Source organism: Clostridium sp. OM05-9 (genome assembly GCF_003481465.1).
In the GTDB taxonomy this organism is placed as follows: Bacteria; Bacillota; Clostridia; order Lachnospirales; family Lachnospiraceae; genus Coprococcus; species Coprococcus ammoniilyticus.
Genome location: NZ_QULF01000002.1, coordinates 156,896 through 173,529, shown reverse-complemented (window position 1 = coordinate 173,529; position 16,634 = coordinate 156,896). Strand labels below are relative to the sequence as shown.

At 40.9% G+C, this 16,634-nt stretch carries 12 protein-coding genes; 2 read left to right on the top strand and 10 right to left on the bottom strand.

Annotation, left to right across the window (positions count from 1 at the left end; all coding sequences use genetic code 11):
* Positions 1-44: 44 nt before the first annotated feature.
* From DXB77_RS03840 to thyA, 8 genes are all read right to left on the bottom strand, one after another.
* Positions 45-1,229: an acetyl-CoA C-acetyltransferase gene (locus DXB77_RS03840; protein WP_008400709.1), complete on the bottom strand. Its 1,185-nt coding sequence runs from the start codon at positions 1,227-1,229 to the stop codon at positions 45-47.
* 217 nt (positions 1,230-1,446) lie between these two features.
* Complete coding sequence (locus tag DXB77_RS03835) at positions 1,447-3,480, bottom strand: YgiQ family radical SAM protein (RefSeq protein ID WP_118662697.1); 2,034 nt, start codon at positions 3,478-3,480, stop codon at positions 1,447-1,449.
* Positions 3,481-3,497: 17 nt separating this feature from the next.
* Positions 3,498-4,484, bottom strand: coding sequence for a rod shape-determining protein (locus DXB77_RS03830; RefSeq protein ID WP_021943771.1), 987 nt, complete (start codon positions 4,482-4,484; stop codon positions 3,498-3,500).
* Positions 4,485-4,710: 226 nt separating this feature from the next.
* Positions 4,711-8,253, bottom strand: a complete 3,543-nt coding sequence (locus tag DXB77_RS03825; RefSeq protein ID WP_226801004.1) for a hypothetical protein — start codon at positions 8,251-8,253, stop codon at positions 4,711-4,713.
* A gap of 57 nt (positions 8,254-8,310) precedes the next feature.
* Positions 8,311-10,818, bottom strand: coding sequence for a hypothetical protein (locus tag DXB77_RS03820; RefSeq protein WP_118662696.1), 2,508 nt, complete (start codon positions 10,816-10,818; stop codon positions 8,311-8,313).
* A 40-nt stretch (positions 10,819-10,858) separates the two neighbouring features.
* Positions 10,859-11,881 (bottom strand): rhomboid family intramembrane serine protease, encoded by a 1,023-nt coding sequence (locus DXB77_RS03815; protein ID WP_117807636.1) that lies wholly within the window; start codon positions 11,879-11,881, stop codon positions 10,859-10,861.
* Between the two features lie 2 nt (positions 11,882-11,883).
* A complete protein-coding gene (locus DXB77_RS03810) occupies positions 11,884-12,993 on the bottom strand; it encodes a heavy metal-binding domain-containing protein (protein ID WP_117807637.1) in 1,110 nt (369 codons plus the stop codon).
* 131 nt (positions 12,994-13,124) lie between these two features.
* Positions 13,125-13,955: a thymidylate synthase gene (thyA, locus tag DXB77_RS03805; protein WP_118662695.1), complete on the bottom strand. Its 831-nt coding sequence runs from the start codon at positions 13,953-13,955 to the stop codon at positions 13,125-13,127.
* A 181-nt stretch (positions 13,956-14,136) separates the two neighbouring features.
* Between thyA and DXB77_RS03800 the strand changes: the two genes are divergently transcribed.
* Both DXB77_RS03800 and DXB77_RS03795 read left to right on the top strand, forming a co-directional pair.
* Positions 14,137-14,553, top strand: coding sequence for a helix-turn-helix transcriptional regulator (locus DXB77_RS03800; RefSeq protein ID WP_117807639.1), 417 nt, complete (start codon positions 14,137-14,139; stop codon positions 14,551-14,553).
* 1 nt (position 14,554) lies between these two features.
* Positions 14,555-14,947, top strand: coding sequence for a helix-turn-helix transcriptional regulator (locus DXB77_RS03795; protein WP_021943764.1), 393 nt, complete (start codon positions 14,555-14,557; stop codon positions 14,945-14,947).
* 33 nt (positions 14,948-14,980) lie between these two features.
* Here the strand turns inward: DXB77_RS03795 and DXB77_RS03790 are convergent, their stop codons facing one another.
* Both DXB77_RS03790 and DXB77_RS03785 read right to left on the bottom strand, forming a co-directional pair.
* Positions 14,981-15,859 (bottom strand): TIGR01212 family radical SAM protein, encoded by an 879-nt coding sequence (locus tag DXB77_RS03790; RefSeq protein WP_118662694.1) that lies wholly within the window; start codon positions 15,857-15,859, stop codon positions 14,981-14,983.
* A gap of 118 nt (positions 15,860-15,977) precedes the next feature.
* Positions 15,978-16,625, bottom strand: a complete 648-nt coding sequence (locus DXB77_RS03785; protein WP_118614953.1) for an HAD-IIIA family hydrolase — start codon at positions 16,623-16,625, stop codon at positions 15,978-15,980.
* Positions 16,626-16,634 lie beyond the last annotated feature (9 nt).

Below are 16,634 nucleotides of genomic sequence, written 5' to 3'. Positions count from 1 at the left end.
ATCTCCTTATATAGAAATGTAATATGGTTTTTCAGCCGACCGGATTAGTCTTCGATCTTAACAACTGTTGAGCAGCCCATACCACCGCCGATACAAAGTGTAGCAAGACCTGTCTTAGCACCCTTTGCCTGCATCTCATGAAGAAGTGTAACAAGGATACGGCATCCTGAAGCTCCTACTGGATGTCCAAGTGCGATTGCACCACCATTTGGGTTAACCTGCTTGTCAACATCAAATCCAAGATCCTTAGCTACTGCAACTGACTGAGCTGCAAATGCTTCGTTTGCTTCGATGATATCGAAATCTTCGATCTTAAGACCTGTCTTAGCCATTACCTTCTTTGTTGAAGCAACTGGTCCGATACCCATGATAGATGGATCAACACCACCAAGAGCACCTGCTACCCATGTAGCCATTGGCTTAACACCAAGTTCTTTAGCCTTTTCTTCGCTCATAACAACGATAGCTGCTGCACCATCATTGATACCTGAAGCATTACCTGCTGTTACGAAACCATTTGGATTGATAGTTCTGAGTCTTGAAAGTGTCTCAACTGTTGTACCAGGTCTTGGTCCCTCATCCTTCTTGAACTCAACCATCTCTTTTTTCTTCTTAACCATAACTGGAACGATCTCTGCGTCAAATGCACCTGACTCCTGAGCTGCTACAGCCTTCTGCTGGCTCTTTGCTGCAAACTCATCAAGTTCTTCACGAGTAAGTCCCCACTGCTCACAGATGTTATCAGCAGTCTTGATCATATGGTAATCATTGAATGCATCCCAAAGAGCATCATGTACCATTGTATCTACAAGTTTACCATCATTCATTCTGTATCCGAAACGTCCCTGCATTACAGCATATGGAGCCATTGACATGTTTTCCATACCACCTGCTACAACGATATCAGCATCTCCTGCTTCGATCATCTGAGCAGCCATATTTACACAGTTCAGACCTGAACCACAAACAACGTTAACTGTAACAGCAGTTGTCTCAATTGGAAGACCAGCTTTGATTGATGCCTGACGTGCAACATTCTGTCCAAGACCTGCCTGGATTACACAACCCATATATACATGATCTACCTGATCTGCAGGAACTCCTGCTCTGTTTAAAGCTTCCTTGATAACGATTGAACCAAGTACTGGAGCTGGTGTTGTACTTAATGATCCGCCCATAGTACCGATAGCTGTACGGCATGCGCCTGCTAATACAATTTTCTTTGCCATAATAATGAAATCCTCCGTATTTTTTTATAATGTAAGTGTTATATCATGGTACATTCATGCTGTAAATGGCACAATAATGACCATTATTGACATAACAGCACACTTTCTGGCTACATTCTAGCACAAAAGAAAGTACCACGCAACCAAAAATGAAATGCACGCATTAGAAATCATTATTTTTTCATTTCTGGTTATTTTCTTAATTTTATATAAAATATCAGTGTTTTTTCTTTCCTGTTTTCTGTTTTTGATATTTTTTATCATTTTGTCCTGCAGGTTTTCCGGTTCTGCTGTTTCTGTTATCCTGCCCGAATTTATAACTTCCTGAATTTTTACCGGATTTATCCTGTTTTCTATGATTACTGTTCTTGTTATTCTGATTCCGTGTTGCCTGTCCTGACGGATTCTTTTTATGGACATCTTTATGTCCCGAAGTATTCCTATCCATCTTTCTTGGAGTTATCAAACAATGCTTTTCGAATCCGATCAGATCTGTCCGCCCCGCCTTTATCAGAGCTTCTTTTACCAGATCATAATTCTCCGGTCTTCTGTACTGGATCAGTGCACGCTGCATTGCCTTTTCATGTGGATCTCTCGCCACATATACCGGTTCCATCGTTCGCGGGTCTACCCCTGTGTAATACATACAGGTCGAGATTGTCGATGGTGTTGGATAAAAGTCCTGTACCTGCTCCGGCATATATCCGATATCACGGATGTATTCTGCCAGCGCGACTGCATCTTTTAAAGTAGAACCCGGATGTGATGACATCAGATACGGTACTGCATATTGTTTCAACCCATACTGTTCATTGATTTTCTCATATTTTTTTATAAATGTCTCATATACTTGATTGGATGGTTTTCCCATGTACCTCAGAACATTATCTGAGATATGCTCCGGTGCAACTCTTAACTGTCCACTGACATGATACTGGCAAAGCTCCCGTAAAAAGGTATCATCATGATCTGCAAGCAGATAATCAAATCGTATACCGGATCTTACAAATACCTTCTTCACACCGGGTATCTGTCTTAATTTACGGAGCAGTTCAACATAATCTTTATGACTGGCATTCAGGTTCTGACATGGTTTTGGAAACAGACATTGTTTATTCTGACACACACCATATTTCATCTGTTTTTCACAAGACGGATGTCTGAAATTCGCTGTAGGTCCTCCAACATCATGAATATATCCTTTAAACTCCGGATCTTTCGTCATGTGCTTTGCTTCTTCAATGATTGATTCATGGCTTCTGGTCTGAACAATCCTGCCCTGATGAAAAGTTAGTGCACAGAAGCTGCATCCGCCAAAGCATCCACGGTTGCTTGCCAGACTGAACTTCACCTCTGCTATAGCCGGGATTCCCCCATCCTTTTCATACATTGGATGATAGGTGTTCATGTAATCATACCCATATACGTCATCCATCTCCATCTGCGTGAGTGGATATGCCGCAGGATTCTGAACAACATATCCCCGGTTGCCATATCCTTCCACCAGCACTTTTCCGGAATATGGATCTGTATTGATATACTGTGTATAAAAGCTTTCTGCATATTTTAAACGATCTTCCTGAAGTGCTGCATAATCAGGCAGGATCACCGGAGCTTCTACACCGGACAGATCTTTTGTCTTGTAGACTGTGCCTCTGATAAATGTGATATCCCTGACATCTATTCCGCTGTCTAACGCATCTGCAATCTCAACCATGCTGTGTTCGCCCATGCCATAGGAAATCAGATCTGCCTGTGAATCGATCAGAATTGAATGCTTTAATTTGTTCGACCAGTAATCATAGTGTGCAAGTCTTCTGAGACTTGCTTCAATCCCACCAATAATGATCGGAACATCCTTATACGTTCTACGGATCAGATTGCAATATACCACTGTTGCATAATCCGGTCTCAGCCCCATCTTTCCACCGGGAGAATAGGAATCCATACTTCTGTGTTTTTTTGAAACAGTATAATGATTGACCATAGAATCCATATTGCCACCGGAAACCAGAAAACCAAGTCTTGGTCTGCCGAATACATCTATACTCTTATCATCTTTCCAATCCGGCTGTGGAATCATACAGATCTTATATCCATGTGCTTCCAAAACTCTGCTGATAATTGCCGGTCCAAAAGAAGGATGGTCCACATAAGCGTCTCCGGTAATAAACACAAAGTCCGGCTGTTCCCATCCTCTTTCTATCATATCTTTTTTATTCACCGGCAGAAAATTATGTGTATTTGTCATTTTCTTTTCTCTGCTTTCTATGCTTCTTCTTTTCTTGCTGCAATATCAACCGACATACCGGCACCAAGTGCAACTGCTTCTAACGCTTTATCCGAAACATACGTATCAATTCCCGTTTTTTCCTTGATCAGCTTATCCATTCCATACATCAGGCTGCCACCACCGGTCAGAACAATTCCATTTACCGATATATCCGCGACCAGCTCCGGCGGAGCCGTCTCAAGTACCCCATGAATTGCCGTCAAAATATGAGAAGTTGTATCTGCAAATGCTTCTATTGTCTCATTTGCGGTGATCGTGATCGCCTTTGGAAGTCCCTTGATCAGATCTCTTCCCTTTACAACATAGGTGATGTCCTCCGGCCTCTCATAGACCGATCCTACCGCTATCTTTGCTTTCTCCGCAGTCTGTTCTCCGATCAGAAGATTATACTTTCTTCTGATATAACGGATCATCGATGCATTGTAATCATCACCCGCTGCTTTGATCGACTGACTTTCAACTGCTCCACCAAGTGATATAACCGCAATATCCGTTGTACCTCCTCCGATATCTACGACCATATTTCCTTTCGCTTCTTCAATATCAACAGCAGCACCGATTGCTGCCGCAAGCGGTTCTTCCATAACATAGACACTTTTTGCACCCGTCCTGTAGACCGCATCCTCGACCGCTCTTCGTTCAACCTCCGTTACCCCACTCGGAACGCAGACACAGATTTTCGGTCTGCCAACTCCGGTCCGTTTCTCCATCGCGCTACGGATAAATACTTTTAACATTCGCTCTGTAACGGTATAATCTGAAACAACTCCCTTTACAAGCGGTCTTACGACCTCGATTGACTCCGGTGTCTTCCCGATCATCTTCTTCGCTTTATTTCCAATCGCAATAATGCGCTTTGAGTTTTTTTCATATGCTACAACAGATGGCTGGTTGATGACTACTCCACGACCTTTAACATATACCAGCACATTTGAGGTTCCCAAATCTACTCCAATATCCATACTATCTTATATCTCCTTAAAGTTAACAACTATAAGAAACAAATTTTTGTTTGTTTCTAAAGTTATCGCGGCAGTTGTCAAAATCTACTTTAAATACAAATCTTGCCTCATCACCGCACAAAAAAGTGCCAAGTTTACAATAATAAATATTATAAACATTGGCACCATTTTTTTCAACCAAAATATAAGCTGGAAAATACAATCATACGACTGCTATTTTTCTTTCTTATTTTATATCCGTCTTCATAACTTTCTTTGCTTCTGCATTTCTTGCATCTGCACGTTCGATTGCTTCATCGATAGCTGTCAATAATCTGTCAATATTACCAGATTCCATTGCCATAAGTACATTTTTAATATTGCCATCAATACCATCTTCATACTTATAACCTTTTTCAATGATATATTCTTTGGCAATGACGATCAAATCTTCTTCCTTGATCTGATCGAAATATACTCTGTTATTGAAACTTCTCGCCTGTGTCATATTATCTGCAAGCATCTTGCTGAGTGCAACTTTTTCACCGGTAAGAATAACTTTTACATCATTCTTTTCTGTGGAACAAAGATCAACCATTTCTTTGAAACGCTCCGGTGTGATCAATCCGGCACTCTCAACGATCAGGCAGCCACCCTTCAGTTTTGTAACTGCACCTGCAAGTTTACCACTGTTGATTACTTTTGCCTTTACTTTTGCCTTTGCAGGAGATGTACAGAAGCCAAGGTCATAATAGCACTCTGCAAAATCTTCTCCGATTTTGGCAGAACCAAATCCATGTAATCCAAGGATTACCAGGTTCTTTGACCTCTTTGGATCAACCTTCATAGCCTGAAGAACATTTACAATCTGTGCTCCCGCAGGATTTACACACAGATATTTATACAGATATTTTGCTTCTGCAGGTAATGCTTTCTTCATTTCCTGATTGATCTCACTCTGTTCTGCTTCTACAGCAGCTTCATCTGTTGCTTCTAATGAAACATCAATCTTTGCAGCTTCATCCAGTTTTCCGGCTTTCAAGAGTTCCGCCTGTTTTCTTGCTTCCTCTTCCTTCTTAACTGCTTTTTCAAGCACTTTTGCTGCCGCTGCAGCTCTGCTTGTAACTTCTTCTAACTGCTTCTTTGTACTGATCTCTTCTTTTAACAGAGAATCAAGATCATGTTTCTTCTTTTCTTCTGCTTTCTTAACTGCTTCTTCATCTGCAGCTTTTCTAGCTACAATACGTTCTGCCTGTTCCGTCTTAAGATCCGCAATCTTCTTCTTTAATTCTTCTTCTTTCTTCTTTGCAGCATCCAGCAACTTCTTTGCAGCTTCTTCTGCCTTCTTTCGGGAATCAGCAGCTTCTTTTTCTGCCGTCATTGCAGCAGACTGAACCTTTTCAAGTTCTGCAGCCTCTCCTGTTGCATATTTTTCTTCCTCATCTGCAAGGAATTTCTCATGCGCATCATCTCTGGCTTTCTTTTCTTTTTCCAGATTATCTTTACCATCTGCTGCAGTCTTTTCGGCATTCTGGATCTCAACTTCTTCTTCGATCTTAGCCTTTTCCAGAATCTGTTCAGCTTCTTCCTCTGCATTTTCAGCCTTTGAAAGCAGATCTTCCGCTTCAACTACCGACTTCTTTGCAGCATCCAAAGCCTGCTGTGCCTCTGCCTTTGCAGCCTTGAAGGATTCTACATTCTTCTTTGTTTCTGCAATATCTGCATTTGTAGTCTTCTTCTCTTCATTAAGCGTATCAATTTCAGACTGATGCTTCTTCTTATCAGCCTCGCCCTTGGAAATTCTGGTTTCAGCCGCTGCCTTTGCAGATCTTGCCTCCTCCAGTTTCTTTAATGCTTCTGCTTCTTTTGCTTCTGCATCCTTTAAAGCTTTCTTTGCTGTATCTATTGCTTTTGCTGCGGAATCATTATTGTTCATTGCAGTCTTTAACTTGGTCTCACTTTCAGCAAGTTTATTTTCAAGTCCTGCAAGCGCCTTCAATGACTCAGATTCCATCTCAGTTGTATTCTTAAGATTTGATGTTGCCTCTTCTTCTGCTTTCTTTGAATCTGTAAAGATAACGCCAGCGCGCTGCTTGTTCTGTTCTGCATCATCCATCAGCTTCTTAGCTTTGTCATTCTGCTTTTCTTTCTTCTTCTTAGCAGCTTCAATTGCTTTCTTCTTATCTTCCTCAAGCTTGGTTGATGATGTTTCAGCATCTTTACATGCTTTCGCATATTCAGCTTCATGCTTCTCGATATTTGCCTTCTTTGCATCTGCCAGCTTCTTGATCGCTGCATCTGCAACAGCCTGCGCATCATTGATGATCTTTGTCTTAATGGTTTCAGGATCGCATTCCTTTAATACCTTATCAGACTCATTCTGTGCCTTTTTGTTTGTATCCTCAATCTCTTTCTTGATCGAAGTTACCTTTGAATCCAGCTCTGCATCTTCTTTTGCAAGGAGTTCTTCATCTGCCTTCTTCTTTGCATCAAATTCAGCCTTTACCTTGTCATCATAAGCAGCCTTCTTCTTTGCACATTCTTCCAGTTGAAGTTTTAATTCTTTTTCTTCTTTCTCTGAATCTGCAATGGTCTTCTGAGCGGTCTCAACAACATTCTTTGCGTCCTGTGCTTTCCGTTCAGCCAGTTCGATTGCCTGCTTCTTCTTTGTTTCAGCCTCGATCTTTGCTTTTTCTACAGCAGCTTTCTTGCGGGCTTCCTCTACTTTCTTACGGTTTTCTTCTTCTGCAGCTTTACGCTTGGCTTCTTCCTCTGCTTTCTTCTTAGCTTCCTCTTCTGCCTTCTTCTTAGCTTCCTCTTCTGCTTTCTTCCTAGCTTCCTCTTCTGCCTTGATCCGTGCTGCTTCTTCTTCACTTGTCTCATCTATATTTGACAGATTCTTAATGCCGGCACCAAGGAAATCATCATCATCGTCATCATCATCTATATCATACATGGACGAAACATCAGATGCGTTTTTGTTTCTGTCAGGTAAAATACTGAACAAGTCGCCATTTTTATCATTACCCTTTGGTGTCTTTACTTCTTTTACCTCAACATTCTTTCCTGGTGTCCATTCTGCATCATCTGCAGCAACAGAAGACATATCATCCTCATCAAAACGTACAGAATCATCTGTAAGTGTCTGTTTCTCTGTTTCACCAACTTTACTAGGTGAAAGGGAATCATCCACCTTACCTTTAATATTTAATGAAGCACCAAGGCCACTGCCTGCGTCCTCTGTTTTTCCGGACAATCCGCCTTCTGAAGGTGCACTGCCAAGTCCGCCACCAAGTCCGCTTCCTAAACCGCTGCCAAGTCCGCCACCGAGACCTTCTCCCAGTCCGCTTCCTAAACCGCCGCCAAGGCCGCCAAGGCCTTCATCGGCAATACCACCAAGGTTAAGACTGATTTTCGGCATTTTCTGCTTGTCATTCTTATCCTCTGTCTTTGCTTCTTTTGCTTCACCCTCTGCCTCTTTATTTGTATCTGGCTTATTAGTTTCTGCTTCGTTGTTCTCTGTCTCTTCAGGCTTATCCTCATGAACAATACCCAATGCTTCTTCTCTCTTACGTCGTTTCTTCTCCTCAATACGCGCAAGTTCTTCAGCAGACAAAGTCTTATATTGGCTCTTGCTTCCACTATCTGAAGACTTCTTTTTATTACTGCTCAGATTTTTCAGTGCCTGCTCTTCTTCCAGTCTCTTCTGCTTTGCAGCTTCAGCGGCTCTTTCTTTTTCAAGCTGTGCCTTTATCGCAGCAATCATAGCTTCTGTTTGATCTACAGCCAATTTGTACGCCTCCTTCCACATTATCAAATAAAAAATAATATTTATATATTAATCTAATTATTTGTCATTTCTCTTAAGCTTGTATTTCTTCTCCTGTTTTTTATCTAGGTGCTCAAGCTGTTCTTTTCTGTTATCTTCTTGTTCCGATATCCCCTTCTCATCAGATGACAGATCCGCTTTTTCGACGTCTGTTTCATCTTCAATCAGGTTAACAAAACTATCACTATGCATATTGAAGTAGTCTGTATTTGATGCATATTTGGTTCCAAGCTCTATACCAAGTCTTGCCAGTAATTCATCTGCCTGATTAATAAGCTGTTCTTCTTTTTCCAGATTATCTGACATTTTTCTGTCATATTCAGCCTTCATATCAACCGTTTCTTTCATCAACTCTACAACTGGAGGTTTGTCGCTGTTATAATCCGGAAACAGACTTGAACGAAATATCGGGAAGTCCCGTCTATGTGCCGTTTTCTCCGATTCAATCTCGTATTCTGGTTCTTGTTCCGTTTCAGATTCCGGATTGACCTCGGCCTCTAAATTCATTTCAACCACAGCTTCAGAATCTATTTCAACATCCTTCTCAGCTTCCGTCTTACTCTCAGATTCTTTCTCAGAATCAGCCTCAGCTTCGACTTCTAATTCTGATCCAGGATCGGAATCAGCCCTAACCTCCACTTCCGGCTCGATTTCTACTTCCTCTTCAGCTTCATTCTCTGTTTCGGCTTCCACTTTTGTGTCAGATCCAGTTGCTGCTTCGATCTCCACAATATCATCATCCTCATATGCCTGTTCAAATGAATCATCTTTCCAGGTATCTGCGTCAAATGTATATTCATCAAGCGACTGAATCGCTATATCTATATCAAACGGATCATCAGAAGTTGTTTTCTCCATTGTATCCGTTGATTCTAACTCCAGTTCCTGATTTTCCTCCAGCATCTCTGCCTTTTCAGCATCTTCTGCAGGCTCAGCGGTTTCTGCTGTTTCTTCAAGCTCAGATTTCTCAGTTTCTTCTACTTCCTCTATAACAACAGAATCATCATCTTCCCCGGCCGGCCCTGGCGTCTCAGCACTATCGGCATCTTCTTCATTCGATTCTGATGTCTCAGGTTCTTTAGCATCTTTTGTCTCCGCCTCAGTAATCTCATGATCTTCAACAGATTCCGTATATTCTGATTTCTTCTCAATCTGTTGCTCATCGGTTTCAGATTTTTCAGGTTCTTCCGATTCAACATTCTCAGGTTTCTCAACATCTGAAGCGTCAGTTATATCTTCAGATATAATCTCTTCCGGAGCTTCTTCGAGAATCTCTTCTGTATGTTCATTCGATGGTTCCGGCATGATTGCATCATCCACATCTACCATCAATACAGAATCATATTCTTCGTTATCAAAATCAAAATCGTCAACGCCATCTTCAAATGAATCCTCTGATAATTCATCCAGACTTCTCGGCTTCTTCTCATCCCCTGTAGGATCAGCAACCGGTTCTGCTTCAGCTTCCATGCCATTCTCAGCGACAGTTTCATCAGATTCCGGATTTACAATCTCGCCAAGAAGCTGATCACGGTCTACTTCTGAGTTCTCCTGCTCCGCAAATGCTTCCTCAATTGCCTCTTCTTCTTTCTTTGACATCCGGTTCTTAAGGAACCACTTTTTCTTTCCGGTATTCTCTTCCTGATCAGAATTCTCCGGAGTATCCAATACTTCCTGATCTGTCTGTTCTTTCTGCTGTTCTGCTTTTTTTCCCTGTTTCTGTAACTTCTTGGATTCTTTCTTTTCTTTCGACTTCAGAAGCATCTGTTTAAACTTCATAGAATTCGTAACTGGTTCCCGATCCTCAACCATCAATGTGATCTTTGGATCTTTCGGATGGATTCTCAAATCATCTGCTTCTAATACTTTCTCTTCCATCAGACGGACATCCTGCTGCGCGATATCGTCATCCATTGCTTCCGTTTCAGGATAACAATAGATGGCTTTATCAACATCATATAATTTCTCTCTTAACTGATTCACCTTGTCAATATAAGATGAACCTTTATAAGTTGCACAGAACATCTCGGCTTCCGACTGGAATTTTTCTTCATTTCCCATTGCTTTATACAATAAAAGCATCTCAAAATCCCAGATATCACTTGTTTCTTTTTCATTTGCCGATATCAGAATACCATACAATTCCTTGTATGGTTTTCTTTCTGCTTTCGCAAGCATATATTCGATCCTGTATGTACCCGCATCTTTTTCATTCTGATTAAATTTATATATTTCATAATAGGTATTTGCCAGTGAATAAAAGCCCATGGATAAATATACCCGGATCAGAGAATATATGATCTTATTCCCTACAGGTGCCATGGAATGTGCTTTTACAAGAGCAGCACGGGCTTCCTGATACCGCCCGTTTTCATAATAAACTTCACCACAGATCTTAATAAACTGTGGCGAAAGGGACTTGGTCAAATCCTGATGTTCAAGTATATCCAAAGCAAGACTATAGTCTCTGCTTTCAGCCAGTTCTTTAATTTTATTCACACTTGACATACTTATTCCAGTACCCATCAAACCATACTCCTAACAATTTTTTCATCTCTTAATTTTATCACATAGGTTTATCTTTTACAACAGCCTTATGAATCAGGATCGCAATTATACCAACTAAAAGTCCAGCGATAAGGCCGCCTACATGCGCTGCATTATCAATTCCATCTGAAACATATCCATTTAATATTGTGAGCACGGATAAAAACAAAAGATCTTTTAACGAAATTCCTGAAATATGTCCTTTATTAAAAAATGCAAATACGATCAGCACTCCCATCAATCCACAGATTGCCCCGGATGCGCCACCTGCATATGTATAATAATTTCCCAGATAACAGCTGATCAACGAACATATTGAAGCGGTGATCCCGCAAAACAAATATGAAATCAGAAAGCCAATCCGTCCCATCAGATTCTCAACTCTCGCTCCCAGCGCAACCAGAACAACCATGTTGCTGAATAGATGAATCAGAGAAAAATGATAAAATATGGATGTTATGATTCGATAATATTGCTTTTCTACGATTACGTCATACAAATTATCCGCAAGCAATTCCTCCAGCCAAGAATTTCCCGCTGCATCTCTTGTATATACAGATATCACAAAAATAATAATATTGATTAATATCAATATCGGTGTTATTACACCAAACGTTTTACGGATCCTTGAAAGATTCCTGCCCTTTTCCTGCAGGATCTGTTTGTCAAGCACCGGCTGCAAGCCATCAAAATCCATTGGCTGATTTTCAAACACATACAGTTTGCCATAGTCTTCACTGAACAGCCAGACATTGCTCATCTTTGAAACAATCTCATTTACAGAATCATCAAACAATCCATTCGGTGTCAGTAATATATTAAGCAGTTCGATTCTTTTATCACTGTCTGCAGACAAGTCATGTATGATCTGTCTGTTAAACTTCTGTAAGCTTTCTGCCCTCAGATCTCTGCTGCTTCCAAGCACAACAACATATATGGCATCTGTTCCCAGTCTGCCATATACGTTATTGCTTTCAGGATTCAGTTTTTTATATCCCATTTCTTCCAGATGCTCAATTATCTGTAGAACATATTGCTGCATTTTTATAATCCAAGGAACAGATTCTCTACCTTTTCAATAACCGTATCCTTCATATTGCCACGGGTCTTCTCATACTGAAGACCGGACTCCATGATTTCCAACAACTGCATACGAAGGCCGGAATCAATGTCCTTAATGTGCTTCATAAGAACATCCTTGATCTCCATAACATATTCTTTCTGACGCATTTCCTCAATCATAGGCTCATAATTAAAGGAAACCGTGTTCTTCATCTCATCCTGTTTTCTGGAACAGATCACACATTCTTCTGCTCCGCCCTCATTTACATGACCACAGTTACAGGTCCATACCAGTCCGTCTGACTTATAGTTACATACCGCATCCAGACCTTTTTTCATCTTAAGGGCTTTGAACTTTAATGGACTGAGATCTACATCGATCGGATCATCTCCGCAGGAATATACTCCACGGGAAGTTACATACTTCTGGATATATACCTTTGAGCTTGAAATGATCTTTATGTACTTATCCGGAAGCTTACATTCAATATAATCAGACTTCAGAAGCGACTGACCTGTTTTATCAAATACGAAATCAACTCCGGTCAATGTGATCTCATCACCATAAATATTTGTAAATTTAATATCTGCCTTGATTGCTTTGATATCTTCCATATTGTAATTATTAAACCATGCTGATATTCTGGTTCCTTTTCCTTCTGAAGCAAGAACGATCTTTACAGCTCTTGGAACAAGCTTGTCATAATAGTTATTAACATATAACTCTTTTCTGACAAATACACTCTTCTCAAATTCGGACTGATATTCTTTCTTGATAGAAACCAATGTACCCGCAGCAACAACAGATGTAATATTAGATGAGTAATCTACTACATTTGTATGGAAACCTACAACTGCATTGTACTTTGTCTTGCCGGCCATCTCCTTGAATGACTTGATTGCTTCATTCATTGCTCCATCCAGCTTCTCCTGATATATGCTGCTTCGATCTGTAGCAATATCTGCAATTGATGAACCAATCTCCTTCAGAAAGTTTGAACTTAAAATTGTCTGCACAAATCTATATGGACCATATTCTGAGATCTCATATCCTTCAAAACTTGTGCCAGATGTAATCATAATATCTTCCATGTGTAACGCACCTCCAAAAATATATGAAAATTGTACCACAAGTTTTTAGAATAGACAAATACTTTTTGTGAATTTTATCTTAAAATACAATCTTTTTTTAGTAATTTTATTCAAATAACTACAAATATCCGTTAAATCGCGATTGGAATATTTTTCACCTGAGGTCCGGCCTTATAATCTTCGATCGTAAAATCATCTACTGTGAACTCATAAAAATCCTTTACATCCGGATTCATTTTAAATTTCGGTGCAGGATAGGTTTCTCTCTCGATCAGTTCCTTCACGATCGGAATATGGCGGTCATAAATATGTGCGTCTGCGATCACATGAACCAGTTCACCCGGTTTGAAGCCTGTCACCTGCGCGATCATATGAACCAGCACTGCATACTGGACCACATTCCAGTTATTTGCTGCAAGTACGTCCTGTGAACGCTGATTCAATATTGCATTCAGGCGGTCTCCGGTCACATTAAAGGTCATACTGTATGCACATGGATACAGATTCATTTCGTGAAGATCCTGATGCACATACATATTGGTTATCATACGTCTGCTGTATGGATTATGTTTCAGGTCATAAATCAGACGATCCACCTGATCCATCATACCCTCTTTATACTGATGTTTTACTCCCATCTGATAACCATATGCTTTTCCGATCGAGCCATCTTCATCTGCCCAGCTATCCCAGATATGGCTCTTCAGATCATGGATATTATTTGATTTTTTCTGCCAGATCCAGAGCAGTTCATCAATAGCAGATTTCACATACGTCTTGCGAAGTGTGATCGCCGGAAATTCTTTTGAAAGATCATACCGGTTCACAACACCAAACTGTTTGATCGTATAGGCACTGGTTCCATCCTCCCATTTTGGACGAACCTTTTCCCCTTCTGTACTGTATCCGTTCTCTATGATCGAACGGCACATTGAAATAAATATATCATCTGCACGGCTCATTTTTATACCTCCATTTTTATCTTCTGAACTTTTGTAATTGTACCGTATCAATATTAAAAACGCAACTTTTTATCCCGAAACATGCAAGTTATTACATCAAACCATACAAGTTATTACATCAACACTCCTGCAGCCACCTTTTCTGTTATGATCGAAAAAAAACAAATGAAAGGAATCCAATATGAAAAAAGAAAACAATCCACTTCCTGACTTATTAAAGTATTTCCGCAAGAAGAAACATCTGACTCAGGAACAGGTCGCAAAACAGCTGTCTGTATCCCGTGCCAGCTATGCCAGTTACGAAACCGGAAGGATCATCCCCGGCATGCAGCATATCATGGAATTGTCCCGGATATTAGAGCACGACTTTCTGTTTGCCTATACTCTGGCTGTCCAGAATGCTCCGGCCGGTGCAATGCCGGAAGCAGTTTATGAAGAAAATCCATACCTTGCCGTTCCGGCTCTGCCCACAGATGCACAGAGCAATGAACGATCTGCAAAAATCGCCTGTCTGTCATCCATCGATCAAAAGCTGATCGACACTTATATAGATCTTCGTATTTCAGACAGTAAAACTACAAATGAAAGGAACTTCTAATATGACAACGAAAACAAATATAGGAAGTGCTCTTACCGCACTCAGAACCGGAAACCATCTTACCATTCAGGAAGCAGCAAAGCATCTGAAACTCACACCCTCCTCCTATTCCAATTATGAACATGGCCGCAGTTATCCGGATATCCGGCTGATCTTCCGCACAGCCGTATACTATCATATCAATATTGAATTTCTGATCTTTCTCGTCTGCATTGATCTTGCTTCTTTCGAAAATCTAAAAAACGAAGAATTGTTCCGTCTGTTTACCTACGGGCACACCTTTTCCTGGGACTTTTTTGAATTGTTTGAACGATATAACTCCCTTTCCGATGTCTACAAACATGCTGCTTCTACTTTTTTAGAAGCAGCATCTATCTGCAATCAGCAGATATAGAAACAACAAAAATGCAGCAATCAGTTTCCCGGGCTATGCCTGCCTGACTGCTGCATTTATCGTATTCATTACTTTTTTCTTATCTGCGCTCCAAAGCGGTGCGATCAATAGTTTCTTTGGCCCATCTCCGGTCAGACGGTGGATCACCATATCCGGCGGCAGTACCTTCAGACACGAAACAACACATTCTGTATAATCTTCCAGCGATAAAACAGAACATTCTCCATTCTGATACAATTCAGCAAGGTTTGTTCCTTTAAGGACATGAAGTAGTTGCAGCTTTATGCCCTGTGCACCGCTCTTTCCTATATACTCTGCTGTTTCGATCATATCTCTCTGCGTCTCTCCCGGAAGTCCCAGTATCATATGTACGATCACATGTACACCAAGATTCCTGAGTTTTTTTACCGCCTCGTCATATACCGAAATGGGATATCCGCGATTGATAAGCTTTGCCGTTTCCTCATGTATCGTCTGAAGTCCGAGTTCTACCCACACCGGCTTAATCCTCTGTATATCACGCAGCATATCGATCACCTGATTTCCCAGGCAATCCGGTCTGGTTGCAATTGAAATAACCGCAATGTCTGACCGCATCGCTGCCTTTCTATAAATATCCCGCAAACGGTCGATATCACCATATGTATTCGTAAATGACTGAAAATATGCAATATAATGTTTACCTTTGAACTTCGAAGCAACCAGCTGTTTTGCCTGTTCAATCTGTCGATCTATGTCCATATCCGCTTTTGGGCTGAAATCACCCGATCCTAGACTACTGCAAAAAATACAACCGCCAATTCCTGCCGTTCCATCCCGGTTCGGGCAGGTGGTTCCGGCATTTAATGACAGCTTGTATAATTTCTCCCCGAAGGTATCCTTTATATATTGATTCGCTGTATATATATTCATCTTACATATTCCTTATACATTGATCCGCCATGTACATCTGCATAGTGCATATCTTTCATATCAAACCGATTCATAAGCCCATCCAACTTCCTTATCAGTCAGGCAGCAGCTCTACCGTTTAAAAGAATTCGAGCAGCTCCTCCGGCTTATGGATGATCTGGGTAGCACCATGTTCTAACAGGAATTCTTCATCACGAAAGCCCCAGGTAACAGAGATACATTCCAGTCCGCTGTTCTTCGCGGTCATGATATCCACATCTGAATCTCCTACATAGACTGTACCTTCCCGTCCGATCTGCATTTCCTTCATTGCTTCGATGCAGGTATCCGGTGCCGGTTTCTTTGCTACATTTGCAGACTCCCCAATCGCAGTATAAATATACTCTCCAAAAAACTGATCCCGCAGTCCCTTTACTGCAGCATCAAATTTGTTCGATACGATCCCTGCCGGTATTCCTTTTTCTTTTAACACCTTAAGCACATCGATAACTCCCTCATAAGGGCCTGTCTTATTCAACATATTCTTTGAATAATGCTCCTTGAATATCGCAAGTGCTTTTAATGTATCATCTTCTGAAGTTCCCGTCGGAACTGCACGCTCCATCAGCTTTTCTACACCATTTCCTACAAAACGGCGGACCTCATCGATTGTCCGTTCCGGGTAATTCATCTGACGAAGTGCATAATTTGTACTGTCCGCCAGATCCTCTAATGTATTTAAAAGTGTTCCATCCAAATCAAATATAACTGCCTGATATTTCTTCATTGTACATCT

Coding starts and splice junctions, on each gene's coding strand:
- DXB77_RS03820 (WP_118662696.1), bottom strand. CDS start 10,818: ATGGGTACTGGAATAAGTATGTCAAGTGTGAATAAAATTAAAGAACTG.
- DXB77_RS03795 (WP_021943764.1), top strand. CDS start 14,555: ATGACAACGAAAACAAATATAGGAAGTGCTCTTACCGCACTCAGAACC.
- DXB77_RS03810 (WP_117807637.1), bottom strand. CDS start 12,993: ATGGAAGATATTATGATTACATCTGGCACAAGTTTTGAAGGATATGAG.
- DXB77_RS03800 (WP_117807639.1), top strand. CDS start 14,137: ATGAAAAAAGAAAACAATCCACTTCCTGACTTATTAAAGTATTTCCGC.
- DXB77_RS03840 (WP_008400709.1), bottom strand. CDS start 1,229: ATGGCAAAGAAAATTGTATTAGCAGGCGCATGCCGTACAGCTATCGGT.
- DXB77_RS03785 (WP_118614953.1), bottom strand. CDS start 16,625: ATGAAGAAATATCAGGCAGTTATATTTGATTTGGATGGAACACTTTTA.
- thyA (WP_118662695.1), bottom strand. CDS start 13,955: ATGAGCCGTGCAGATGATATATTTATTTCAATGTGCCGTTCGATCATA.
- DXB77_RS03790 (WP_118662694.1), bottom strand. CDS start 15,859: ATGAATATATATACAGCGAATCAATATATAAAGGATACCTTCGGGGAG.
- DXB77_RS03815 (WP_117807636.1), bottom strand. CDS start 11,881: ATGCAGCAATATGTTCTACAGATAATTGAGCATCTGGAAGAAATGGGA.
- DXB77_RS03830 (WP_021943771.1), bottom strand. CDS start 4,484: ATGGATATTGGAGTAGATTTGGGAACCTCAAATGTGCTGGTATATGTT.
- DXB77_RS03835 (WP_118662697.1), bottom strand. CDS start 3,480: ATGACAAATACACATAATTTTCTGCCGGTGAATAAAAAAGATATGATA.